The 23,378-nt window shown below is 73.0% G+C and carries 21 protein-coding genes; 6 read left to right on the top strand and 15 right to left on the bottom strand.

Features of this window, described 5'->3' with window-relative positions; genetic code table 11:
- Nucleotides 1-18: 18 nt before the first annotated feature.
- Nucleotides 19-1,284 carry an amidohydrolase family protein gene (locus HHX41_RS07465; RefSeq protein ID WP_182905306.1) on the top strand — a complete coding sequence of 422 codons (1,266 nt, stop codon included), beginning with the start codon at nucleotides 19-21 and terminating at the stop codon, nucleotides 1,282-1,284.
- 30 nt (nucleotides 1,285-1,314) lie between these two features.
- Here the strand turns inward: HHX41_RS07465 and HHX41_RS07460 are convergent, their stop codons facing one another.
- A complete protein-coding gene (locus HHX41_RS07460; protein WP_310741821.1) occupies nucleotides 1,315-1,935 on the bottom strand; it encodes a response regulator transcription factor in 621 nt (206 codons plus the stop codon).
- Nucleotides 1,932-3,146: a GAF domain-containing sensor histidine kinase gene (locus HHX41_RS07455; protein WP_310741820.1), complete on the bottom strand. Its 1,215-nt coding sequence runs from the start codon at nucleotides 3,144-3,146 to the stop codon at nucleotides 1,932-1,934. The genes HHX41_RS07460 and HHX41_RS07455 overlap by 4 nt, the downstream gene beginning before the upstream one ends.
- A gap of 124 nt (nucleotides 3,147-3,270) precedes the next feature.
- Here HHX41_RS07455 and HHX41_RS07450 point away from each other — a divergent pair, with 124 nt between their 5' ends.
- From HHX41_RS07450 to HHX41_RS07440, 3 genes are read left to right on the top strand one after another with little or no spacing between them, the layout of a single operon-like run.
- Entirely contained in the window at nucleotides 3,271-3,933 is a 663-nt protein-coding gene (locus tag HHX41_RS07450) for an SDR family oxidoreductase (protein WP_169980869.1), read from the top strand.
- On the top strand, nucleotides 3,930-5,150 hold the full coding sequence (locus HHX41_RS07445) for an S-adenosylmethionine:tRNA ribosyltransferase-isomerase (protein ID WP_182905305.1): 1,221 nt from the start codon (nucleotides 3,930-3,932) through the stop codon (nucleotides 5,148-5,150). Before HHX41_RS07450 ends, HHX41_RS07445 begins: the two co-directional genes overlap by 4 nt.
- Nucleotides 5,150-5,779: an alpha-2-macroglobulin family protein gene (locus HHX41_RS07440; protein ID WP_182905304.1), complete on the top strand. Its 630-nt coding sequence runs from the start codon at nucleotides 5,150-5,152 to the stop codon at nucleotides 5,777-5,779. Before HHX41_RS07445 ends, HHX41_RS07440 begins: the two co-directional genes overlap by 1 nt.
- Nucleotides 5,780-5,903: 124 nt before the next feature.
- On the opposite strand, the gene HHX41_RS07435 is transcribed toward HHX41_RS07440, so the two are convergent.
- On the bottom strand, nucleotides 5,904-6,830 hold the full coding sequence (locus tag HHX41_RS07435) for a lysophospholipid acyltransferase family protein (RefSeq protein ID WP_220503776.1): 927 nt from the start codon (nucleotides 6,828-6,830) through the stop codon (nucleotides 5,904-5,906).
- Nucleotides 6,827-7,561 carry a GNAT family N-acetyltransferase gene (locus HHX41_RS07430; protein WP_182905303.1) on the bottom strand — a complete coding sequence of 245 codons (735 nt, stop codon included), beginning with the start codon at nucleotides 7,559-7,561 and terminating at the stop codon, nucleotides 6,827-6,829. The genes HHX41_RS07435 and HHX41_RS07430 overlap by 4 nt, the downstream gene beginning before the upstream one ends.
- Nucleotides 7,562-7,749: 188 nt before the next feature.
- Between HHX41_RS07430 and serB the strand changes: the two genes are divergently transcribed.
- Nucleotides 7,750-8,973, top strand: coding sequence for a phosphoserine phosphatase SerB (gene serB, locus HHX41_RS07425; RefSeq protein WP_310741819.1), 1,224 nt, complete (start codon nucleotides 7,750-7,752; stop codon nucleotides 8,971-8,973).
- Nucleotides 8,974-9,005: 32 nt separating this feature from the next.
- Here serB and HHX41_RS41625 read toward each other — a convergent pair whose 3' ends face one another.
- The 5 genes from HHX41_RS41625 to HHX41_RS07400 all read right to left on the bottom strand — a co-directional run bounded on the left by HHX41_RS41625 (nucleotide 9,006) and on the right by HHX41_RS07400 (nucleotide 15,400).
- Nucleotides 9,006-11,129: an FUSC family protein gene (locus HHX41_RS41625; protein WP_182905302.1), complete on the bottom strand. Its 2,124-nt coding sequence runs from the start codon at nucleotides 11,127-11,129 to the stop codon at nucleotides 9,006-9,008.
- A gap of 51 nt (nucleotides 11,130-11,180) precedes the next feature.
- Nucleotides 11,181-11,654 carry a histidine phosphatase family protein gene (locus HHX41_RS07415; protein WP_169980859.1) on the bottom strand — a complete coding sequence of 158 codons (474 nt, stop codon included), beginning with the start codon at nucleotides 11,652-11,654 and terminating at the stop codon, nucleotides 11,181-11,183.
- Between the two features lie 168 nt (nucleotides 11,655-11,822).
- On the bottom strand, nucleotides 11,823-14,162 hold the full coding sequence (locus HHX41_RS07410; protein ID WP_182905301.1) for a sodium-translocating pyrophosphatase: 2,340 nt from the start codon (nucleotides 14,160-14,162) through the stop codon (nucleotides 11,823-11,825).
- 439 nt (nucleotides 14,163-14,601) lie between these two features.
- Nucleotides 14,602-15,030 carry an ATP-binding protein gene (locus HHX41_RS07405; protein ID WP_169980855.1) on the bottom strand — a complete coding sequence of 143 codons (429 nt, stop codon included), beginning with the start codon at nucleotides 15,028-15,030 and terminating at the stop codon, nucleotides 14,602-14,604.
- A 19-nt stretch (nucleotides 15,031-15,049) separates the two neighbouring features.
- Nucleotides 15,050-15,400: an STAS domain-containing protein gene (locus tag HHX41_RS07400; RefSeq protein ID WP_030506779.1), complete on the bottom strand. Its 351-nt coding sequence runs from the start codon at nucleotides 15,398-15,400 to the stop codon at nucleotides 15,050-15,052.
- 403 nt (nucleotides 15,401-15,803) lie between these two features.
- Between HHX41_RS07400 and HHX41_RS07395 the strand changes: the two genes are divergently transcribed.
- A complete protein-coding gene (locus HHX41_RS07395; protein WP_310741818.1) occupies nucleotides 15,804-18,242 on the top strand; it encodes a DEAD/DEAH box helicase in 2,439 nt (812 codons plus the stop codon).
- A gap of 86 nt (nucleotides 18,243-18,328) precedes the next feature.
- On the opposite strand, the gene HHX41_RS07390 is transcribed toward HHX41_RS07395, so the two are convergent.
- From HHX41_RS07390 to HHX41_RS07365, 6 genes are all read right to left on the bottom strand, one after another.
- The gene (locus HHX41_RS07390) at nucleotides 18,329-20,212 is read right to left on the bottom strand and encodes a hypothetical protein (RefSeq protein WP_182905299.1); all 1,884 of its coding nucleotides are present in this window, start codon (nucleotides 20,210-20,212) and stop codon (nucleotides 18,329-18,331) included.
- Between the two features lie 191 nt (nucleotides 20,213-20,403).
- Complete coding sequence (locus HHX41_RS07385; protein WP_182905298.1) at nucleotides 20,404-20,760, bottom strand: hypothetical protein; 357 nt, start codon at nucleotides 20,758-20,760, stop codon at nucleotides 20,404-20,406.
- An 11-nt stretch (nucleotides 20,761-20,771) separates the two neighbouring features.
- A complete protein-coding gene (locus tag HHX41_RS07380) occupies nucleotides 20,772-21,161 on the bottom strand; it encodes an Rv3654c family TadE-like protein (protein WP_259400667.1) in 390 nt (129 codons plus the stop codon).
- A 142-nt stretch (nucleotides 21,162-21,303) separates the two neighbouring features.
- Nucleotides 21,304-21,717, bottom strand: coding sequence for a TadE family type IV pilus minor pilin (locus HHX41_RS07375; protein ID WP_310741817.1), 414 nt, complete (start codon nucleotides 21,715-21,717; stop codon nucleotides 21,304-21,306).
- Between the two features lie 80 nt (nucleotides 21,718-21,797).
- Nucleotides 21,798-22,376, bottom strand: a complete 579-nt coding sequence (locus tag HHX41_RS40270) for a DUF4244 domain-containing protein (protein WP_259400666.1) — start codon at nucleotides 22,374-22,376, stop codon at nucleotides 21,798-21,800.
- Between the two features lie 234 nt (nucleotides 22,377-22,610).
- Nucleotides 22,611-23,369, bottom strand: coding sequence for a type II secretion system F family protein (locus tag HHX41_RS07365; RefSeq protein ID WP_182905295.1), 759 nt, complete (start codon nucleotides 23,367-23,369; stop codon nucleotides 22,611-22,613).
- Nucleotides 23,370-23,378 lie beyond the last annotated feature (9 nt).

Genomic DNA, 23,378 nt, shown 5'->3' with positions numbered 1-23,378 from the left:
GACAGGCTGGACCCCACCATGAAGAGAACAGTCATCGCCAACGCCCGGGTGTTCGACGGCGAGAGGCCGATCGGCCGGGCGGGGGTGCTCGTCGGCGACGGACGGATCCTCGCCGTGGGCGGGGACACGCCCTCCGACGCCGAGGTCGTCGACGCCACCGGGGCGACCCTTCTCCCCGGCCTGATCGACGCCCACGTCCACACCAGCGAGGACTCCCTCGCGCTCGCCCTGACGTTCGGTGTGACGACGGAACTCGAGATGCAGGGCGGGCACACCCGGCACGGCCGCGCCCACATCGAGAACGACGACACGCTCGCCGACGTCCGGTCCGCCGGCTTCGGTCTCACACCCCCGGGCGGGCATCCCAGCGAACTGTTCCCCGAGGACTTCGACATCCGCCCCTTCGTCGAAGGCGGCCGCCGGGCCTCCACGCGCAACGGCGGGCCGGGTGACCGGCGGCAGGCGGGCCCTCCCCCGATGCCGCAGGTGACCACCCCCGAGGAGGCGGTGGCCTGGATCCCCCGCCTCGTGGCCTCCGGCTCGGACTACATCAAGTTCATGGTCGACGACGGGACCGTCGAAGGACACCCGGGCCTGCCCATGCTCGACCAGGCGACACTGAACGCCGGCGTCGCCGAGGCCCACCGGCACGGGATGCTCGCCATCGCCCACGCCCTCACCGTCGACGCCACCCGCATGGCCATCGAGGCGGGCGTGGACGGCCTCGCCCACCTGTTCATGGACCGCCCGCACACTCCCGAGATCATCCGGATGATCGCCGACTCCGGCGCCTTCGTCGTCGCGTGCGTCTGCCTGAACGCCTCGCTGATGGGAATGACGGGCGAGGAACTGGCCGACGACCCGCGGGTGCGCGGCCGTCTCGACGACCGCTGGGACAAGACACTGCGCGGCAGCTTCGACCGCTACCCGCAGGGCAGGCTCGACGACGTGCTGGCGTCCGTCGCGGCCCTGCACGAGGCCGGTGTCGACGTCCTCGCCGGCACCGACACCTCCATCCCCGTGCCGTTCCTCGGCGGGCTGGCCCACGGCGCGAGCGTGCACCACGAACTGCGGTATCTCGTGCGCGCCGGTCTCACCCCGTCCGCGGCGCTCAACGCGGCGACCGCCGCCACCGCGCGGCGGTTCCGGCTGGACGACCGCGGGCGCATCGCCCCGGGGCTGCGCGCCGACCTTCTCCTCGTCGACGGCGACCCCACCACCGACATCGGCGACACCCTGAACATCCGGGCCGTCTGGCGGCGCGGCGCCCGGCTGGCCGGCTGAGCCGGGTGAGCCGGGTGAGCCGGCGCACGCTCAGGCGAAGCCGTGGCGTACGGCGTAGAGCGCGGCCTGCGTGCGGTCCTGCACGCCGAGCTTCATGAGCACGTTGGAGACGTGGGTCTTGACGGTCTTCTCCGCCACCACCAGCTCGCGGGCGATCTCGCGGTTCGAGCGGCCCGCGGCGAGCAGCCGCAGCACCTCACGCTCCCGGTCGGTCAGCGCGACCGCCGCCCCGCTCTGCTCGCGGCCCGGGCCGGACAGCATCGCCTCGGCGGCCTCCGGTGCGAGCAGGACCTGCCCGCCGTGCACGGCGCGGATCGCCTGGACGAGGGCGCCGGGGTCCACGTCCTTGTAGAGGAAGCCGGCCGCGCCCGCCCGCATGGCGGGGGCCACGTCGCCGCGGTCGCTCACCGACGTGAGGACGATCACGCGCACGTCCCGGCCGGACAGCTCCGTGAGCGCGCCGAGGCCGTCGAGCACCGGCATCTTCAGGTCGAGCAGCAGGACGTCGGGGGCGAGCTCGCCGGTCATCGTCACGGCCTCGGCGCCGTCGGCCGCCTCCCCCACGACGCTGATGTCCTCCTGGATCTCCAGGAACGTGCGCAGGCCCTGCCGTACGACGGGGTGGTCGTCGGCGATGAGCACGCGGATCACGCGGGCACCTCCAGTCGTACGGTCGTGCCGCGGCCGGGCGCGGAGGAGACCGACAACCTGCCGCCGACGGCCTGCGCCCGGTCGCTCATGGACGGCAGACCGAGGCCGTGCACTCCCGCACCGTCGAGCCCGGTGCTGTCGAACCCCGCGCCGTCGTCGCTCACCTCCAGCACGAGCCCGGCCTCCTCGTGCGCGAGCCGTACGTCGATGCGGGCGGCCCGGGCGTGCCGTACGGCGTTGTGCAGCGCCTCCTGGGCGACCCGGAGCACGGCGACCTCGATCTCCGGCGCCGAATCGGAGCCGGAGTCGCCGGGCGGCTCGCCCTCGGCCGTGAAGGCGACCGTCATGGGGTGCAGGCGGTCGAGGAGGGCCACCTGCTTGCGCAGGCTCTCCACCAGGCCGTGCCGGTCCAGCTCGGGCGGGCGCAGCTCCACGATCACCGCGCGCAGCTCGGTCAGGGCCTCTCCCGCCATCCGCTCGACCCGGTCGATCGCCTCGGCCGCCCGCTCGGGGTCCGTACGGGCGAGCGCGGCGGCGGCCCGCGCGGTCAGCCGCAGCGAGAACAGCTTCTGGCTGACGGCGTCGTGCAGTTCGCGGGCCATGCGGGTGCGTTCCTCGATCACCGTGAGCTCGCGCCCCCGCTCGTAGAGCCGGGCATTGATGATCGCGATGGCGGCGTGCGCCGCGAACAACGTCAGCAGTTCCTCGTCGGCCTCGCCGAACCCGCCGGGCGTCCGCTTGTTGGACAGGAAGATGATCCCGAGGACCGTGCCGCCGTCCATGATCGGCACGCCCAGGAACTCCTTGAGGATCGGATGGGCCTTCGGCCACCACTCGAACCTGGGGTCCTTGCGGATGTCGGCCAGCCGGACCGGTGCCCCCTCACGCAGCATCGCGCCCAGCATGCCGTGCTGGCGCGGGGTCGGGCCGATGGCCTTCCACTGCTCGTCGGAGATGCCCTCGGCCACGAACTCGGCGAACGCGCCGTCGTCGTCGGGCACGCCGAGCGCGGCGTACTTCGCGTCGAGCAGCCGCGCCGCCGACCGCACGATCACCTGGAGGACCTCCCGGACCGACAGGTGCCGGGTGACGGCGAGCACGGCCGAGCTGACCGCGTGCAGCACCGCGTCGCGGTCCCGTGCGGACACGGCAGCAGGGCCGGCGGCAGGGCTGGCGGCAGGGTCGGCAGCGGGGTCGGCGGGCTGGGGCACGGACACAGACTAGGCCGCGAATCGGGCGTCCCGCGTCGGCCGCGGGTCCTAGTCCCAAATGCCGAGCGGCGGCCGGACCTGCGTCCGATGTGCGCCTGACGTGCCGATTTCTAGCGTGAAGCGCATGAAGCACGCACTCATCACCGGAGCGTCCCGCGGGCTGGGACTCGCTCTCGCCAAGGCGCTCGCCGCCGACGGCTGGTCGCTCCTGCTCACCGCCCGGGGCGAGGAGGACCTGATGTCCGCGGCCTTCGACCTCGGCGCCCGGGCCTTCCCGGGTGACGTCGCCGACCCGGCGCACGTGGCCAGGCTCGCCGAGGCCGTGCCCGAGCTCGACCTCCTGGTCAACAACGCCAGCGGGCTCGGGCCCGCCCCGATGCCCAGGCTCGCCGACTACCCGCTGGACGCGCTGCGCGCGCTGTTCGAGACCAACGTGATCGCGCCGCTCGCGCTGGCGCAGGCGACGCTGCCCGCGCTGCGCAAGCGGCGGGGCGCGATCCTCAACGTCTCGTCCGACGCCGCCGTCGAGGCGTACGAGGGCTGGGGCGGCTACGGCGCGACCAAGGCCGCTCTCGACCAGGTCTCCAACGTCCTCGCCGCCGAGGAGCCCGACGTCGCGGTCTGGTGGGTGGATCCCGGCGAGATGCGCACCCGCATGCTGGCCGACGCCGTCGGCCCGGAGGAGGCCGGGGCCGCGCCGCCGCCCGAGAGCGTGGTCCCGGCGCTGCTGCGCCTCGTGCGCGACCGCCCCGCGCCCGGCCGCTTCACCCGGGGAGAGCTGCAATGACCACCCCCGGCCCCCACGTCGTCCGCCGGGACGACGCCGGTCCTCACGCCGCCCGCCGGGACGAGGCCGGCCCCGGTCCTCACGCCGCCGCCCGGAGCCGGGCCGATTCCCCCGCGACCGCCGGCCCCGGCCCGGCGGGCGAGGCCGGCCCGGCGCCCGCACGGACCGAAGCCCTCCCCGGTGGAATCCGGCCGTACGGGCCGGGGGGATCGTTCGAGTTCGCACTGACGGCGCCGCTGGAGGCGCACGAGCCACCGGAGGCCCGCGGGCTGCGCCGCGACGAGGTCAGGCTGCTGGTGTCCCGCCGCGACACCGGCGAGGCCACCCACCACGTCTTCGCCGACCTGCCGTCGCTGCTGTCCCCCGGCGACCTGCTGGTGGTCAACAACTCCGCCACCCTGCCCGCGGCGGTGCGGCTGGACCGGCTCGCCGTCCACTTCTCCGGCCGGCTCGCGTCCGGCGAGTGGCTGGTCGAGCTGCGCCGCCGTACGGCGACGGCGACGGAGCCCTACTCCGGCGCCGCGCCCGGAGAGTGGCTGCCGTTGCCGGGAGGCGCCACGCTGCGCCTGCTGGCGCAGGAGACGCCGCGCCTGTGGCGCGCCCGGCTGGACCGCGACGTGCTCTCCTACCTCGCCGCGCACGGCGTGCCCATCCGGTACGGCTACGTGGGGCGCGACTGGCCGCTCGCCGACTACCAGACGGTCTTCGGGGTCGAGCCGGGCAGCGCGGAGATGCCCAGCGCGGGCCGGCCGTTCACCCCGGAACTCGTCACCGCGCTGGTCAGCCGGGGGATCGGCGTCGCGCCGATCACGCTGCACACCGGGGTCGCGTCTCCCGAGAAGGACGAACCGCCCTATCCCGAGTGGTTCTCGGTCTCCCCGCGGACGGCACGGCAGGTGAACATCACCCGCGAGCACGGGGGCCGGGTGATCGCCGTCGGCACGACCGTCGTACGGGCTCTGGAGACCGCCGCCCTCGACGCCGCCGTCCCGGGAACGGTGCGGGCGGCGACGGGCTGGACCTCTCACGTCGTCACGCCGGAGGGAGGCGTGCGAGCGGTGGACGGCCTGGTCACGGGCCTGCACGAGCCCCGCTCCAGCCATCTGATGATGCTGTCGGCGATCACCGGGACCGGCGTCCTTGCCCGCGCGTACGAAGCGGCGATCGACGAGGGCTACCTCTGGCACGAGTTCGGCGACAGCCATCTCATCCTGTGATGCGTGATCGAACCGTGATCTCGATCGTCAAGGCTTTCCGCATGCGTACCCCCATCGGCAAGCCGACCGCGCTGCTGGCCGTGCCACTGGCCGCGGGCGCGCTGGTCGCCTCCGGCCTGCCCGCCTCCGCCGCGTCCACCGCGACCACCGCGGTCACCGCGTCCACGGCGTCCACGGCGTCCACGGCGTCCGCCTCGGCCAAGGCGGCGTCGGCGCCCGTCCGCATCCAGGTCAGCTATCCCTACAGCGTCCGTCGCGGACGCGTGGTGTCCTTCAAGGTCACGCTCGTCAACAAGCTCAAGACGAGAACCGACGAGATCTTCCTTGCGGTCAAGTTCCCCAAGAACGTCACCAAGACCCGGATCTACGTCCCGCGCGGCACCAACTACAACGAGCACTGCACGCGGGAGCGGACCCGCGCGCTGTGCGTGCTGCCCGGTCTGAAGAAGGGCAGGAGCTACACGTTCTGGGCGAAGGCCCAGGTGAGCGGGTCGGCCAGCGGCAAGCTCTACGGTTACTTCGGCGGGGCGGTCACCGACACGTCGCTGACCACCGACCCGAAGGAACTGCTCAGCGAGTTCGGCGACAGCATCGGCTGGGTGAAGACGAAGAGCTCGATCACCCGCTGAGCCCCCGCGCGACGCGGAAAGTCCCCTGTCCATGGCGCCCGTCCGGCCTCGCCGGGCGGGCGCGAGCCTTTTCCGGGCCTCGCCAGTCGGGCGCGAGCCGTTTCCGGGGGCCGCTCCTGCCGTCTCAGGCCGCCAGGGCCTGCCCCTCCGGTTCCGTGAGCCCGGTCCTGACCTGAGCCTCGGCGATGCGCGCCAGCGCCGCACGTGCCTCCCCCCGGCGGGCGCGCTCGCCGTACACGGCCGGACGGTCGAGCCGTACGGCGGGGAAGAGCGTCACCTCCGCGACGAGGTCCCTGGTCGCGACGATCCGCAGGACGGACGCGAGCAGCGTGTCGTCCCCGACGTACGACGGCCGGGTGGACAGGGCCGCGCGGTCGCCCGTCCCCTCCACGAACCGCAGCGCCACCGGCCGTACGGGCACCCCCGCGTCGAGCGCGGCCTGGAACACCGCGGGCCGGAAGCCGCCCATCTCCCGTCCGCACCACGTGGTGCCCTCCGGGAACGCGGCCACGCTCTCGCCGCTCCGCAGCGCGGCGGTCATGTCCGCGACGACCCCCGGCAGGGCGGACATCCTGTCCCTGTCGATGAACAGCGCGCCGCCCCCGGCGGCGAGCGTGCGGACGATCGGCCACCTGCCCACCTCGGCCTTGGCCAGCGGGCGGCAGGCGACGGTCGCCGTGATGACCAGGGGATCGAGCCAGGAGACGTGGTTGCCGACGAGCAGGGCGGGCCCGTCCTCCTCGGGCACGGCCCGCGCCCGCGCCGACCCCCCGATGAAGGAGAACCCCCGGCGCGTCACGAGCCGCACGCCGAGGGCCCGCAGCAGCAGCCGCGACCACAGCATGGTGGCCGCCCCACGCCGTGCCGTACGCCCCAGCGTGAGCGCGATCGGCAGGCCGGCGATCAGCACGGCGACCGCGCCCGTCAGGCGGGCGGCCCGGCGCAGGGGGCCGGCCGTACGCGCCTGCGCGCGCAGGCAGGCGCCGGGCGCGCAGGGAGAGACCGGCAGCCAGGCGGAGGAGGCCGCCGGCTGGTGCGTGACGGCGCTCACCGCGCCTGTCCCAGGAAGCGCCGCAGGTAGCGGGGGTCGGCGTCGGCCACCGAGAGCAGCACGAAGAAGTCGGCGGTGCCGAACGCCGGATCGTGCGCGGGGGCGCCGCAGACCCACGCGCCGAGACGCAGGTAGCCGCGCAGCAGCGGCGGCAGCACGAACCGGTCGGAACGCGGCACCCCCGCGTCGCGCCAGGGCGTGTGCGGCGTCACGCGGCGCTCCTCGGGCCCCAGCGGCACCCGGTCGACGATCCCGGCCGCGGTCACGCCGCCGTCGTCCAGGGGCACCGAGCAGCAGCCCGCCAGCCAGGCGTGCCCGCGGCTGGTCATGTACTGGGCGATCCCGGCCCACATCAGGGCGACGACCGTCCCGCCGCGGTGGTCCGGGTGCACGCACGTGCGCCCGGCCTCGACCAGGTCGCCGCGCAGGCCCTCCAGCGCGCCGAGGTCGAACTCGGAGTCGGAGTAGAGCCGGTCGCTGCGGCGGGGCGGCAGCAGGCGGTAGGTGCCGACCACCGTGTCCCCCTCGCGGACGAGGAGGTGGTCGCAGTACGCGTCGAGCGGCTCGACGTCGAGCCCGTTAAGCGGGGAGTCGAGCCGTGCCCCCATCTCCTCGGCGAACACCTCGTACCGCAGGCGCTGGGCGGCACGCAGGTCGGCGGCGCTCTCCGCGAGCCCGACGGTGTAGCGGCCGGAGCCAAGGGAGTGCTGGGACTGCAGAGAGATCGTCATGCGCGTCGCGTCCTTCCTCGGGGGTGCCGGCCACGGTGAGGCGTCCCGTCTCTCCCGGCCCGCTCCGCGGCCCACCACCATGACGACATGCGGAAATGACAGCGGTCCCTCAGGGCGGGGGCATGAAGGCGTCCGCATCGTGAACCTCGTGCGCGCTCATGACAAGCGGCGCAGTAACCTCAAACAACGTGAACCAGCGCACGCTCCTGATCACGCTGACCGGTCCTGATCGCCCGGGCGTCACCTCGCGGCTGTTCGCCGTGCTGGCCGGGTTCCCGGTCGTCGTGGCCGACGTGGAGCAGGTCGTCATCCGTGGCCGCCTCACTTTGGGCGTACTCGTCGCCTACGCCGGGGGACCGCCGTCCGGCACCGGAAGCACCATCGGCGGCCTGTGGACGGCCGTCGAGCAGGTCGCCGCCGACCTCGACATGGACCTGGAGATCGCCACCGGCACGACCTCCAAAGAGAAGCGACGGCGCGGACGGCTGCACGTCACCGTCCTGGGCGCGCCGCTGCTGCCCGCCGCCATGGCCGGGATCGCCGGCCGCATCGCGGCGAGCGGCGCCAACATCGACAGGATCGAACGGCTGTCGAGCTATCCGGTGACGTGCATCGAGCTCGCCGTGTCCGGCGCCGACCCCCAGGCGATGCGGGCGGAACTCGCCGCCGAGGCGGCGGCCCAGCAGGTGGACGTCGCCGTGCAGCGCACCGGCCTGCACCGCCGCGCCAAGCGCCTCATCGTGATGGACGTCGACTCGACCCTGATCCAGAACGAGGTCATCGAGCTGCTGGCGCGGCACGCCGGCTGCCTCGACGAGGTCGCCCGGGTCACCGACGAGGCCATGCGGGGCGAGCTCGACTTCGCCGAGTCGCTGGTCAGGCGGGTCGCGCTGCTCGAGGGGCTGTCGGAGGAGGTCTTCGAGAAGGTCGTCAAGGAGGTCGTCCTCACCCCCGGCGCGCGCACGCTGGTGCGCACCCTCAAGCGGCTGGACTACCGCTTTGCGATCGTCAGCGGCGGCTTCACCCAGATCACCGACTCCCTCGTGGCCGACCTCGGCATCGACTACTCGGCCGCCAACACCCTGGAGGTCGTGGACGGCCGGCTCACCGGCCGGGTGGTCGGCGAGATCGTGGACCGGCCGGGCAAGGCCCGCGCGCTGGAGCGCTTCGCCGCCGAGGCGGGCATCCCGCTGAGCCAGACCGTCGCGATCGGCGACGGCGCGAACGACCTCGACATGTTCGCCGCCGCCGGGCTCGGCATCGCCTTCAACGCCAAGCCGATCGTGCGGCAGGCCGCCGACACCGCGGTCAACGTGCCGTACCTCGACTCGATCCTCTACCTGCTCGGCATCTCCCGCGAGGAGGTCGAGGCGGCCGACGCCGAGGACGGCATGCCGCCCGCCCTGACCTGAGGAGGGGCCGCCCGTGCCGGCGGCGGGATTGGTCACGGCGGGGCCGCGAACGCCCCGGCCGACGCCGCGCACAGCCGTACGGCGTCGGCGTCCAGCGAGCGCAGCGCCTGGTCGACCGCGGCGGTGCGCAGCAGCGCCCGCCCCGAACCCGGCTCGCTCGCGGCCGCCCGCGGGCCCGGCTCGGCCGCGTCCGTCTCGAGTTCCGTGAGCCGGCGCTCGGCCTGGGCGCCGACCCACGCGGCGTCGTCCGCGAGCCCCCGGCCCACGTCCGCCGCCGGTTCCTCGTACGGCTCCCGCCCCCGCACGGCCTCCGCGGCGGCCCGCAGGTGTCCGGCCACGGCGTCCAGGACGTCGGGGACCGGCCCGGCGCCGGTCGGCTCGTCACGGAACACCGAGATCAGCGTCAGGAGGTCGTCGCGGACCCGCTGGGCGGCCTCCAGGGCCTCGTCGACGGCGCCGGGGGCCGCGCCCCCGGGCTCCTTCGCGATGTAGTCGAGCGCCGCGGCGACCATCTCGGCGTCCACCGCGGCCTTCCTGATCCGTTCCTCGGCCCGCTCGGCGTCCGCCCTCCCCCGCGCCAGCTGCGCGAGCGCCCGGGCGACCACCGCGTGCGAGTCGAGCATCCGGCCGACCCGCTCGGCCAGCCGGTCCGTCTCCCCCCGCGGCCACAGCAGCCGCGTGCACGCGATGGCGATGACGCCGCCGACGACGGTCAGCACCACCCGCGACTCGGCGATCTTCTCGGTCTGCGGCACCTGGAAGTCGAGCAGCAGCAGCACGCACATCGTCATGAACGTCGCCCAGTACGCGTGGTGCGTCGGGGCCAGGCCGAACGCCAGCGCGGCCGACACCCCGATCAGCGCGACCAGCGGCCAATGGCCGGGCGCGGCGTGCAGGATCGCGGCGGAGACCAGCCCGCCGGCCGTGCTGCCGCCCACCCGCCACCACACCCTGGCCCGCGTCTCCCCGTACGTCGGCTGGATGGTGACCAGCACCGCGATCACCAGCCAGTGCGGGAACGCGGGCTTGAACAGCACGATGACGATCGAGGCGAAGGCGGTGCCGAGCAGGACCCGCAGGGCGTGCCGCACGCGCGGGTCGTCGAAGGCGAGCGGCGGGGGAACCGCCAGGGTGGCCATGTCGAGAGCGGGGGCGAGGCCGGGCGCGCACAGGCGGCGGGCCGCCTCGGCGGATCCGTCGAGCGCCGTCTGGATCCGTCCGGCGCTGTGCGCGATCTGCCGCAGAAGGACGAGCACGACCATCTCGCGCTTGCCGCACGTGCCCCGCTCGCGCAGCCGGTCCACCCGGTCGCCGAAGTCCACGACCGGCACCTGCTCGGGCGGGCACTCCGCCAGGTAGGCCCGCAGCGACGCGGACAGCGAGTCCACGAGGTCGCCGAGTCCCACCTCGTCCGCCGCCCCGGGCGCCCGCCGCGCCAGCGTGCCGCACAGCCCGCGCAGCGCGATGATCTCGTGGAACACCCGGCGCAGCGCGAACGCGACGTCCTCGGCCGCCCGCGACCGCTCCCACCGCAGGCGGCGGGCGCGGGCCGTACGGATCTCGGCGATCGCGTCGGAGGCCGTCCTGCGGCGCCCGTCCCACTCGTCCTGACCCACCGCGGGGTCGGCCACCGCCTCGGCCAGCCCGGCCAGGGTGTCGGCCGCCTCGCCCAGCATCGTGACGATCGGGCGGGTGCGCCGCCACGGCCAGGGCAGGGTGAGCAGCACGGCCGCCAGCAGCCCGCCGAGCAGTTGCAGGCCCGTGTGCGGCGCGGGGTCGAGCGGCAGCGGGTTGGCCGCGGTCAGCAGCAGTGTGAGTGCCGGGGTGACGCCGATCGGGCGCACCAGGCCGCCCAGCCCGGCCAGGGCCGAGGCGACGACGACCATGAGCCAGCCGCTGCCCGCCAGCAGGACCCCCAGCGACGTCCCCACGCCGACCGACAGCACGACCCCGAGCAGGTACGGCGTGCGCACGCCCGCGGGGTTCCCGATGGCCCGCCCCGCGACCAGCCACGCGCCGAGACCGACGGTCGCGCCGCCCGCCGGGTGACCGGTGAGCAGGCCCGTGAGCAGCGGGATCGCCAGGCAGGCGGCCCCGGTCAGGCCGAAGCCGAGCGCGAGGCGCGGATCCTCCAGCCTCGGCGCCCTGGCGAGCACGACGTTCCTGAGCGGCAGGCGGTTCTTCCTACCCGGATTCCCCGGGCGCTATCAGGGGCGGCTCGTCCGCACCAGGCGTCCGGTGCCGGGAGCGGCGTCCTCCCACGACACATCCAGCTCGATCACCGCGTACGCGCCGGGCGGGAAGCCGTCGAGCCTGACGTCCGTCAGGGCGGCGACGAGCTCGTACACGCCCGGGTTGTGGCCGACGAGCACGACCGACGCGGTCTCGCCGTCCGTACGGCGCAGCACGCCGAGCAGGTCGTCCGGGTACGCCTCGTAGATGTCGCGTTCGATCTCGACGGGGACGTCGAGGCCGAGCAACTCCGCGGTCCTGCGGGTACGCACCGAGGGCGAGCACAGGACGAGCCCGGGGGAGAGCACAGGGCCGAGCCGCCTGATCTCCTCCCCGATCGCCCGGGCGTCCCGCTCGCCGCCGGAGGTCAGCGGACGTTCGCTGTCCGGAAGCCCGGGCGCGTGGCCGGCCGCGGCGTGCCTGACCACGACGAGCGTCCGGACGCTCATGGCATGGCCCAGATGGCGAGGCCCACGATCACGGCGATCATCGCCGTCATGGTCAGCAGGATCAGCGCCAGCGTCCTGCCCCCGTTCGGCTTGTCCATAAGTGCTCAGTGTATGGAGAAGGTCCCCCGCTCCAGGAGCAGGGGACCTTCGGGCCGCGTGGGTGCCGCGTCAGTGGGCGACGGGCTCCGTGGCGCGGGAGGCCTGGTCGGCCTCGCCGGTCGGGGCGATGCCCGAGGCGCGGCGCTTGGAGACGACCACGGCGCCGACGACGACCGCCACGGCGACGACCGTCGCGGTGACGCGGACCGCGACGTTGTCGGCGTACGCGACGACGGCCGGGGCGATCAGCAGCGCGACCAGGTTCATCACCTTGATCAGCGGGTTGATGGCCGGGCCGGCGGTGTCCTTGAACGGGTCGCCGACGGTGTCGCCGATCACGGTGGCGGCGTGCGCGTCCGACCCCTTGCCGCCGTGGTGGCCGTCCTCGACGAGCTTCTTGGCGTTGTCCCAGGCGCCACCGGAGTTGGCGAGGAACACCGCCATCAGCGTTCCCGCCGCGATGGCGCCGGCCAGGTAGGCGCCGAGCGGCGCGTATCCGAGCGCGAAGCCGACCGCGATCGGGGTCAGCACGGCGAGCAGGCCGGGGGTCGCGAGCTCGCGCAGCGAGTCGCGGGTGCAGATGTCGACCACGCGGCCGTAGTCCGGCACCTCGCTGCCGTCCATGATCCCCGGCTTGGTGCGGAACTGCTCGCGCACCTCGTACACGACCCGGCCCGCCGCGCGGCCGACCGCGCTGATCGCGAGGCCGGAGAAGAGGAACACCACGGCCGCGCCGATGATGAGGCCGACCAGCGCGTTCGGGGCGTCCACCGACAGGCTGAAGTTCGCGAACGACCCGAGGGCGTCCTTCACGCCCTGTGAGGCCTTGGCTAGCTCGCTCTCGACCGCGGTGCGGAACGAGCCGAACAGCGCGGTCGCCGCGAGCACGGCGGTCGCGATCGCGATGCCCTTGGTGATGGCCTTGGTGGTGTTGCCGACCGCGTCCAGGGAGGTGAGCACGCGGGCACCCTCGCCCTCGACGTCGCCCGACATCTCGGCGATGCCCTGGGCGTTGTCGGAGACCGGGCCGAAGGTGTCCATCGACACGATCACGCCGACCGTGGTCAGCAGGCCGGTGCCGGCGAGGGCCACGGCGAACAGCGCCACGGTCACGTTGCCGAAGCCGAGCAGGAAGGCGCCGTAGACCGCGCCGCCGATCAGCAGCGCCGAGTAGACCGCGGACTCCAGGCCGACCGAGATGCCGGACAGGATGACGGTGGCGGGACCGGTGAGCGAACTCTCGCCGATCTCCCGGACCGGGCGCCGGTTGGTCTCGGTGAAATAGCCGGTGAGAATCTGGATGGCGCTGGCCAGGACCAGTCCGACGAGCACCGCGCCGATGGCGATCAGGCGCGGGTCGGCGGTCAGCGCGGCGACGTCCGCGGACGCGCCGGACAGCTGGGCGAAGCTCGACGGGAGGTACGCGAACGCCGCGACGGCCACCAGCACGGCGGAGATGGCGGCGGAGATGAAGAAGCCGCGGTTGATGGCGGCCATGCCGGAACGGTCCCGCCCGCGAGGCGCGGTGGTGAAGATGCCGATGACCGCGGTGATCACACCGATCATCGGGACGATCAGCGGGAAGACCAGGCCCTCGGTGCCGAAGGCGGCCTTGCCCAGGATCAGGCTCGCGACCAGGGTGACGGCGTACGACTCGAACAGGTCGGCCGCCATGCCGGCGCAGTCGCCCACGTTGTCGCCCACGTTGTCGGCGATGGTGGCGGCGTTGCGCGGGTCGTCCTCGGGAATGCCCTGCTCGACCTTGCCCACCAGGTCGGCGCCGACGTCGGCGGCCTTGGTGAAGATGCCGCCGCCGACACGCATGAACATCGCGAGCAGCGCCGCGCCGAAGCCGAACCCCTCGAGGACGTTCGGCGCGTCGCCCTTGTAGACGAGCACGACGATCGCGGCGCCCAGCAGGCCGAGGCCGACTGTGAACATGCCGGCGACGCCGCCCGTGCGGAACGCGATGCGCATCGCGGTCTTCTCGCCCGACTCACGGGCGGCGGACGCGACGCGGACGTTCCCGCGTACGGCGAGCCACATGCCGATGAAACCCGTCAGCGCGGAGAACACCGCCCCGACGACGAAGAAGACCGACCTGCCGATTCTCTCGCCGGTCGAGCCGGCCGGAAGAAGCAGCAGCAGGAACGGAATGATGACGACGAATATCGCGAGCGTCCGGAACTGCCGCGCGAGATAGGCGGCGGCGCCCTGTTGCACGGCCCTCGCGATGTTCTGCATTCGCTCGGTGCCCTGCCCCGCGGCGAGCACCTCCCGCACCAGTCCGCCCGCGACGGCCAGAGCGAGCAGCGCCACGACGGCGACGACTATGACAAGGGTGAGATGGGAACCGTTCAGAGCTACCGCTGCGCCTTCGTCAGCGGCAGCGGCGTAATAGGCAGACATCCGTCCTCCTCGGCCAGACGGGTTTCGGTCCTCCTGCCCGGGCGGCGCTGAACGAACCCACTGGCCGTGCGGCGCACTTCCGGGCGGTTGGCAAGTGCCGCTTCCGGTTGCATCCGCAATACCTTGGCCGGTGCCGGGAGTCTACGCAGCGATGCCGCGGATATGAAGGCCCTCGTGCCCCGCAATCGAGGCGGCGCCCGGTAATGGACGAACATTTGCACCGCTATCAAGGTGCTTTGACCAGCGGAGTCAGGAGTGCGGCGACAGGGGTCGCCCGAGTTACGGTACTCCCCGATAGCAGGTTTCGGTCATCCGATATGCGGATGGACATAGCAAAAGATCGAGTGTCACGCCGGGGGCGACACTCGATCTGTTCGAAGGTCTTCGAGGTCTCCGAAGGCCCGCGGGGGCCCCGGAGGTCCGCCGGAGGTCCCGGCGGTCAGAGGGCGGCGACGCCGTTGGACGACGCGGGCCAGCTCATGCGGATGCGCATGCCCTTCGGCCCGGGAAGCACCTCGACGTCGTCGGCCAGCCCCGCGATGACCGCGATGCCCAGATTGTCGATCTCGGGCATGAGGCTGCCGCTCGCCTCCAGCACCTGGGGCGTCACATCCTCGCTCGGGGCGGCGTCGGTGACCGTCACCTCGAAACGCCCCGCGTCATCGCGTAACTCGATGCGTACCGGCTCCCCCGGGCAGTGGAGGCGGTGTGCCTCCACAGCCCGCGAGCACGCCTCTCCGACGGCGAGCCGCACCTCGTCCAAGATCGCCTCCGCCACTCCCGTACGCCGGGCGATGGCCGTGGCGACCAGCCGGGCAGTGCGCACGTGGGCGGGCAGAGCGCTGAACGTCAGCTCGACGGTGGCCATGTTGCTGAATCCCCGGCCGTCACTTGTCCCGGCCGTGGGCTTCCTTGGCCTCCTCGACGGAGGCGTAGATCCCGAAGACCTTCGTCAAGCCGGTGATCCGGAAGATCTTCAGAATGCGCTCCTGCGTGCAGACGAGCTCCAGGGAGCCGTCGTGCGCCCGCACCCGCTTGAGGCCGCCGACCAGCACGCCAAGGCCCGTCGAGTCGAGGAAGTCCACCTTCTCCATGTTCACGAGCAGGTGGAAGTTGCCCTTGTTGACCAGGTCGATCAGCAGCTCACGCAGTCTGGGCGCGGTGTAGACGTCGATCTCACCCTCGACATCGACGATGGTGAGATTGTCCTCGGAATGGTGGTCCAACTTCAGATCCACAGATCCTCCAGCGCCTTACTTGCGTAGGTCTCGATACAGGTCATGCATCCTGGTAGTCCAGAGGCACGACCCGATGCGCGGCATTCAACCACGCTACGACTCCGTGTCTATACGAAATCACGACTCCGGGCGACTCTCCCCGCAGATGCCAAACTGGAAACCAGTGACTCCGACTTCTTCGTCCTCTGCCCGAACAGGCGACCTTCTCACCCGTCTGCTCGCGGTTCCCGCACGCCGGGGGCGCGTGACGCATGTGGAGCATGTTCCAGCACGTCAGGCGAGTGCGGCGAGATGGCCGGAATGGGCCCCTGAGCTGCTGGTCTCGCGACTGCGTCTGCAGGGGGTCACCGGCCTGTGGGAACACCAGCTTGAGGCCGCCGAGCTGGTTAAACGTGGCCAAAACGTGATCATTGCCACAGGGACCGCGTCCGGAAAATCGCTGGCCTACCTGGTCCCGGCCGTCGCGGAGATCTTCACCGGCGGGACGGTGCTGTACCTCACCCCGACCAAGGCGCTCGCCGCCGACCAGCTCAGAGCGCTGCGGAAGCTGCGGCTGACGCAGGTGCGCGCGGCGACGTACGACGGGGACACACCGCACGAGGAACGCCGGTGGATCCGCCAGAACGCCAACTACGTGCTGACCAACCCGGACATGCTGCACAGGTCGATTCTGCCTCGCCACTCGTCGTGGTCGTCCTTCTGGCGACGGCTGCGGCTGGTGGTCGTCGACGAGTGCCACGGCTACCGGGGTGTCTTCGGCTCCCACGTCGCCCAGATCCTGCGCCGGCTGCGCCGGGTCTGCGCCAGGTACGGCTCCTCCCCCGTGTTCCTGCTGGCGTCGGCCACCGCCAGCGACCCCGCAGCCGCGGGAATGCGCCTGACCGGCCTTGAGATGGCCGAGGTGACCGCGGACGCCTCTCCCAGGGGTTCGACCACCTTCGCGCTGTGGGAGCCGCCTCTGACCGATTTACGCGGGGAGAGCGGGGCCCCGGTCCGCCGCACCGCCACGGCGGAGGCGGCCGACCTTCTGGCGGACCTCGTGATCGAGGATGTGCGCACTCTCGCGTTCGTCCGCTCCCGCCGGGCCGCGGAGACCGTGGCCCTCACCGCCCGCCGCACGCTGGAGGAGGTCGAGGCCCTCCTCGACGCGGGGCCCGCGCCGTACGGCGAGGACGCCGGGGACCTGCCGGACGAGATGAGCGGCCCGAACGGCGACGGGCCTCACGGAGCGGCTGCCGGAGGGATCCTCGGAAAGACCTCCAGTGGAGCCCTCGGTGAGCTGTCCGGCGAGGCGCTCGGCGAGCCTTCCGGCGGAGGTCCCGGTGAACTTTCCGGCGGAGGTTTCGGTGAACCTTCCGGCGGCGCCCATGGTGTTCCGTCCGGCGGAGCTCTCGGTGAGCCTTTCGGCGGAGGTCTCGACGGAGCGCGCGGGCCGTCTCCCGCGGAAGCCGCCGGAAGCGCGGACGCGGCCGCGGCCGGCGTGGGAGGCCGGACCGGTCGTGAGAGAAACCGGCTGGCGGATCGGGTGGCGGCTTACCGGGCCGGCTACCTGGCCGACGACCGGCGGGTGCTCGAAAAGGCCCTCCGGTCGGGCGAGCTGACCTGCCTGGCCACCACCAGCGCGCTCGAACTCGGCGTCGACGTCTCGGGGCTCGACGCGGTCCTCATCGCCGGGTGGCCCGGCACCCGCGCCTCACTGTGGCAGCAGGCGGGCCGGGCCGGCCGCGCGGGCCAGGACGCGCTGGCCGTGCTGATCGCCCGCGACGACCCGCTGGACACCTACATCGTCCATCACCCGGAAGCCGTGTTCGGGCAGCCGGTGGAGGCCATCGTCCTCGATCCCGACAACCCCTACGTGCTGGCGCCCCACCTGTGCGCGGCCGCCGCGGAGATCCCGCTGACCGAGGACGACCTGGAGATCTTCGGCCCGGCGGCGCGGGACGCGCTCGACGACCTCGTGAGCCGCGGACTACTGCGCAGGCGGCCCACCGGGTGGTTCTGGACGAGCCGCGACCACGCGGCCGACCTGGCGGACATCCGCGGATCGGGCGGCGCGCCCGTCCAGGTCGTCGAGGCGTCGACCGGCCGCCTGCTGGGCACGGTCGACGAGCCGTCGGCGCACACCATGGTCCATCCGGGAGCCGTCTACCTGCACCAGAGCGAGACGTTCGTGGTCGACGTGCTCGATCTGGACGCGGGGGTCGCCCTGGTCGCGGCCGCCGAACCGGACTACGCGACCTTCGCGCGGGACGTCACCGACATCCGGGTGATGGAGTCGCTGCGTTCGCGGCCCTTCGGGCCCGGCACCCTCCACTTCGGCTCGGTGGAGGTCACCCGCCAGGTCGTCTCTTACCTCAAACGGCGCACCCAGACCGGCGAGGTCGTCGGCGAGGAGCCGCTCGACCTGCCGCCGCGCACGCTGTGCACGCGCGCGGTGTGGTGGACCCTGCCCGCCCCCGCCCTCGCCTGCCTGGCGCAGCCGGGGGACGCGGTGGATCTCGGCGGGGCCGCCCACGCGGCCGAACACGCCTCGATCGGCCTGCTGCCGCTGTTCGCGACCTGCGACCGCTGGGACATCGGGGGCGTGTCCACCGAACTCCACCCCGACACGGGCCTGCTCACGGTCTTCGTCTACGACGGCCACGACGGCGGCGCGGGCTTCGCCGAGCGCGGGTACAGCCGGGCGCCGGACTGGCTCACGGCGACGCGGGAGGCGATCGCCTCGTGCGAATGCGAGCGCGGCTGCCCGTCCTGCATCCAGTCGCCCAAGTGCGGCAACGGCAACGAACCCCTCGACAAGGCCGGGGCGATCCGCCTCCTCGACATCCTCCTGGGCGCCTGAGCCCGGGGTGCGCGTCAGGTCAGGCCTCGGCGGCGGCTCCCGCTTCCGGCGTGGCCGGAGAGGCGGGAACAGGGACTGGGCGACCGTCAGGGATCGCGATGGCGGCCCGAGTAGAGGCTGTCGTCGTCCTCCGTCCAGACGTCCGGCTCGGGCTGGCGGAGAGGCCGTTCCGGCATCTGGCCGCTGACCGCCGCGCCCGCGGGCACCGCCGTCGCCGGGACCACCGGCATCTGGCCGGGCCGTCCGGCCGAGGACAGCGGCACGTGGGCGGAGGCCGCCTGACCGGCACCGCCCAGCGAGGCCGTCAACGGAGGAAGCGATGCCAGCCGGCCCAGCGCGGACCGCACGGGCGGTTCGCCTTCGGCGAGGACGGCCGATGCCGGAAGGTCCCCGGACAGCGGTCCGGGGAAGACCACACCCGCTGCGGCGGAGTGGGCGCCGTCGGCCGAGGGGCCGGAGGTCTGGTCCTCGGCTGTGGGAGTGGCCGAAGTCGCCTCGGCCGCGGCCGGTTCACCGGCCATGACCTCGGTGGTAGCCGGCAGCGGCTCCTGCTGGTCCGGCCGGGCGAGAGGGTGGGCCGGCTCCTGATCGGACAGCGTGGCCTCCTGGCCCGCGTCCGTGCCCGTGCTCGCGGTCGTGCTCGCCGTCGTGCTCGCCGTCGTCGAGGCGACGTCGCCCGCTCCCGCCCCGGTGTCGATCTCCGTCTCCGGGGCATTCTCGCGGGCCTTGGGCCTGGCCAGGATGACGGAGGGACGTCGTACGACCGTGGTCCCCCGGGCCTTCGCCGCGGCGGTGCCGCCGAGCGCGGCCGCGCCGCCGACGACCGTGGCGGCCTCCGGCGAGGCGCTCGTCTCTCCGGTCATCGGATGTGCCCCCGAATCTCCGGGCCGCCCGTTGCCCGCGGTGTCCCCGGTCAGGCCCTTGCGCCGCAGCCAGGCGCCCAGGTTCGCGCCCGTGAGCAGCAGGACGACGGCCAGCGCGACGTACACGCCGAAATTGAGCCCGCCGAGCGGCAGGAAGGATGACTGGGCCGTCATCTTCGGATCGTCGGTCTTCTCCGGGACGACCACCGGCTCGGTCTGGTCGCTGCCGCCGTTCGCCTCCGGCAGCGTGAGCTCGGTGTCCTTCGGCAGTTCCGTGTCCTCGGGCAGCGTGGTGTCCTCGGGCAGTGCCGGTTCCGGCTTCGGCGCCGCCGTGGGCCGGTGCGCCTTCGGGGTCGTGGCGACGGGCGGCTTGGCGGCCGACTGGTCCGGCTTCTTCGACGGCGTCGGCGAGGGGCTCGGGGGGGCCTTCGGGGCGGGAACGGACACCTCAGGCGCCGAGGAGCGCTGAGATCCGACCGTGCCGCCGAGGCCGTCCGATCGGAACGCCCGGACGGAGACGTCCACCTTCCGCCCGCCCAGACCGGCCGGGAGCGCGAGGCTCGCCTGACAGGTCGAACCCGAGCAGGCGGAGTCGGCGGAGACGGAGCCGGACTTGCCGGCCTTGACCGAGGTGATCTCGTAGGACCGCAGGTCCGGTTCGGCGCCCTTCGCCCAGCTGATCTGTAGCGTCGAGGGGCCTTTGAGCTGTGCCTCGACCCCGGACGGCGCCTCCGGCGGACGGCTGAGCACGAAGGTCGAAGTGGCGTAGGTCTTGTGCGTGACCTCACCGAACAGGCTGACCGTGAACATGCCGTTGGGGGCATCGCCGGGGTCGAAGGATCCGCTGATCGTCTGGTTCGCGCCACCGGAGGCGATCTTCTGCCGGGACACGGACGGACCCTCGACGTACAGGGACATGCTGACCTGGTACCAGTCCGTCTTCGCGGACACGGTCACCGGCCGGGACGACTTGAGGACCTCCCCGTCTCCGGGCGACAGGATCTCGGCGTCGGCCGCGTACGCCGGTGCGGCACCGACCACCAGCGCGGATGCCAGAGCCGTCGAAACGATCACCGCCGTTGTGCCCAGCCTGCGAACCCTGGTCACGACGCATCCCTTCGTGGAGAACCGTCCGCCCCCGGCCGCCTGTGCCGATGCGCAGGGCGACTGAGAAGTACGCGGCACTTTATGCCAACCGTCCACTCTTGGACCGTATGTCTAAGAAGTCGTGATTCTATTGCGACACAAGTGGTGCGACATTACGGAAGCTCCAAAATGCCTTTCCTGCTGGTAGCGCCTCACCACCGCTCCACGGGTGTCAGCGGCGGGACAGCGGCTTCGACGACGGCCGCCGTGAGGCAGAAATCCTCGCGGATTCGGGAACCGATGGTCTGCACCGTCTGCGGCACCCAACCCGCCCCACAAGTCGGCACGGCCACCGCGCGCAGCCCCGGCAGGTTCGCGGCCACGCCCATCCGCATGGACGCCGGCCGGTCCGCGAGCCAGGCCGGAACGAGGTCGGCTTCCACGAGCTCGTGCACCAGCCGGGCGCCCACGAGCTCATGCGCCGGCGGGGCGCCCGCGGGCTCATGCGCCGGCGGGGCGCCCGCAGGCTGGTGCACCGGCGACTGTTCGTCGTGCGATCGCCCCCTCATGCCACCGCACCTCATGCCACCGCACCGGCCGGACCGGCCTTGGCGGAAGCGGCGGCCGTCGCGGGACCGAGGAGGGGGACCGCGAATCGCACCGTCACCGTGACCTCGGCGACGCCGTCCGACAGCGAGCACGACCGCAACGACGCACCGTTGACAGCCGCGATCGCCTCCGCCCGATCACACGCCTCGTCCGGCGTCGCCAGTGCCACGCGGGCGGCCCCGAGCGCGCCGAGATCGGCTGCGCTCTGCGCCCGGTGCCGCGCTACACGGGCCACGCCCACCTGCACGACGACCATCGTCACCGCCCAGACGGCGGTCATGAGCGCAATTGTCCAGATGGTCGCCGAGCCGCGCTCCCGTAGGCAGCGCGCACCGTTCTCGAAGGTCCCAAATCTCCTCATTCGCATGCCCCCATGTCCGCGACGAATGCGTCATCCACGCGTCCTCGCTGTCCGGAGTGATCCGCCATCCCTGCTCCTACGGCCCAAGGCCGCCCGCACCCACACGCTCCCGCCGGCCCAGGGACCGACCGATGCGCGTCCCTCATTCGTGGTCGGCCGGTTTCGGAGCGACGAGGTCTCCTGTGTGACTCGGAGACCGGGCCGGCTGCGCGGCCGATGAGAGCGGCGCAAGGACGCCGGGTTCGGTGGCGGAGACGGCCGCGACCCGGAGGCGAACCGGCGGGAGCGGCGACCTGAACGGCGGGCTGACGGTGACGACAACCTCCACCCGGGTGGTGTCGGCTCCCGTGCGAATGGACACTGTGGCGCCCTCGGGAGCCAACCGCAGGACCACCGTCCTCACCTCCTCGGCGGCCTCGCCCCGTGCCGCCGCGCGTGCGCCGGCCCGGGCCGCGTCGACGCATCGCAGCTGGGCGCCCGTGATCGTCACCGCCCACAGAGCGGCGGTCAGCACCAGCACGAGGGCGGGAAGGGCGACGGCGGTCTCCGCGGTCACTGACCCTCGGTCTCGCGGGCGCCACAGGTCGATCACGCGACGTCGCGGCACCCGGGCACATCGGCGCACCATCGGTGGCCTCAGGCGGCCAATTTCAGGGCCTTCTGAATGAGCGCGGCGAGCATCGACCTGACCTCGGCGCTCGTGACCACCTTCCAGAGCAGCGCGGCGAACCCGCAGGCGGCGATCGTGCCGACGGCGTACTCCGCGGTGGACATGCCCGCCTCGGCCCTCGTCCCCGCGCGCACCGTCCACTGGATGCTCAGCTCCTGGGCACGGCACGAGATGCGGGCGGCGGAACGCCGCAGCGCGGCACACGATCGCCGCGGACCGTGGCAGACCATCTGCACGACGGACGCCATCCGCACGGCACCGCGGATCAACCGCATCGACGACCTCCGGCCCTGCGAGCCGCCTGACCCTGCCCACCGGCAGGAGCGGGCGAACACGGACACGCGTCCTGAGCGGCTGGACAGCGCCCTCCGCACGGCACGCGCGAGCGCCGCCCATCGCGCCGGACGTGCCCTGTGCCGGCCTCCGGCGCCTCCGGCGCGCCGCTGGAGGACGGTGCCCGTCGAGGTGCCCGCCTGGGTGCCCGCCTGGGTGCCCGCCTGGGTGCCCGTCTGCTTCCTCCGGCCGGTCGCGGCGTGCTTGCTCATCGGTCCTCCTGACCCGCTCGGGGCGGCCCGTCCGCCCGCGCTGGGGCCAGGTTGCGGGATTGCGGACGGCAGGAATCGAGCCGAGCGCGGTTCTGTGGACGAGAGTCCTGCCGACGAGGTTGTCCACAGCCACCTCGCTCCCGTCTGTGGATCATCGACCTGCGATATGGGAGCTTGCAGGTCATTCATCCTGCCTGCTGTCCACAGGTGTGGATGACACTGTCCACAGGTTGTTCACGGCAGGAGGATCTGGCCCGCCAGTCCTGCGACCATGGGAATGATCCCAAGGAAGACGAAGGCAGGCAGGAAGCAGAGCCCAAGCGGTGCGACGGCATGCACGCCCACCCTTCGCGCCGCGGCCGAGGCAGTCGCCCGAGCCGTACGCCGGGCGTCATCGGCGAGTCGCGTGAGGACGTCGGCCACGGGCGCACCGCTCTGAGCGGCCCGGACCATCGTTCTGGCCAGGGCGGCGAGCGCGGGCTCGTCGGCCAGGGCGGCCCAGGCCTCCTCCGGAGGAGCACCCAAACGCATCTGAGCACCGGCCCACGAGAGGCGGTCGCCGACAGGGCCCGCGATGGCGACCGCGGTCGTTTCGACGGCCCCGCTCATCGGCTGCCCGGCCCGCAGACAGGCGACGATCAGGTCGACGGCGAACGGAAGGTCGGCCCCGATACGTTCGCGGCGACGCCTGACTTCGGCGGGCTCCCGCCTGCGCACGGCGACGAAGACGCCGACGGCCGTCGCCGTCCCCGCAAGCGCTCCCACCGGCCCTCCCACAAGGAGGAGGACCGCGAGTCCCACGGGTGCCGCGATGGCCGCTCCCCGACGCGACGCGCTCGCACCCACCGGCGTGTGGCCCGGCGGTCCCTGCGACGGCGCTTGCGGGGACGGCACCGACGACGCGATGGCGTTCAGGCGCGCGGCCGGCGAACGGGCGGCCGGCCATGTCAGCACCGCCAGCGTGGTCAGGACCCCGGCCAGCACGGCGATCATGTCTCGCAC

The sequence above is a fragment of the Microbispora sp. H13382 genome (assembly GCF_014161445.1).
Taxonomy (GTDB): Bacteria; Actinomycetota; Actinomycetes; order Streptosporangiales; family Streptosporangiaceae; genus Microbispora.
The sequence above is the reverse complement of the archived record's forward strand: the minus strand, read 5'-3'. Positions and strand labels throughout refer to the sequence as shown.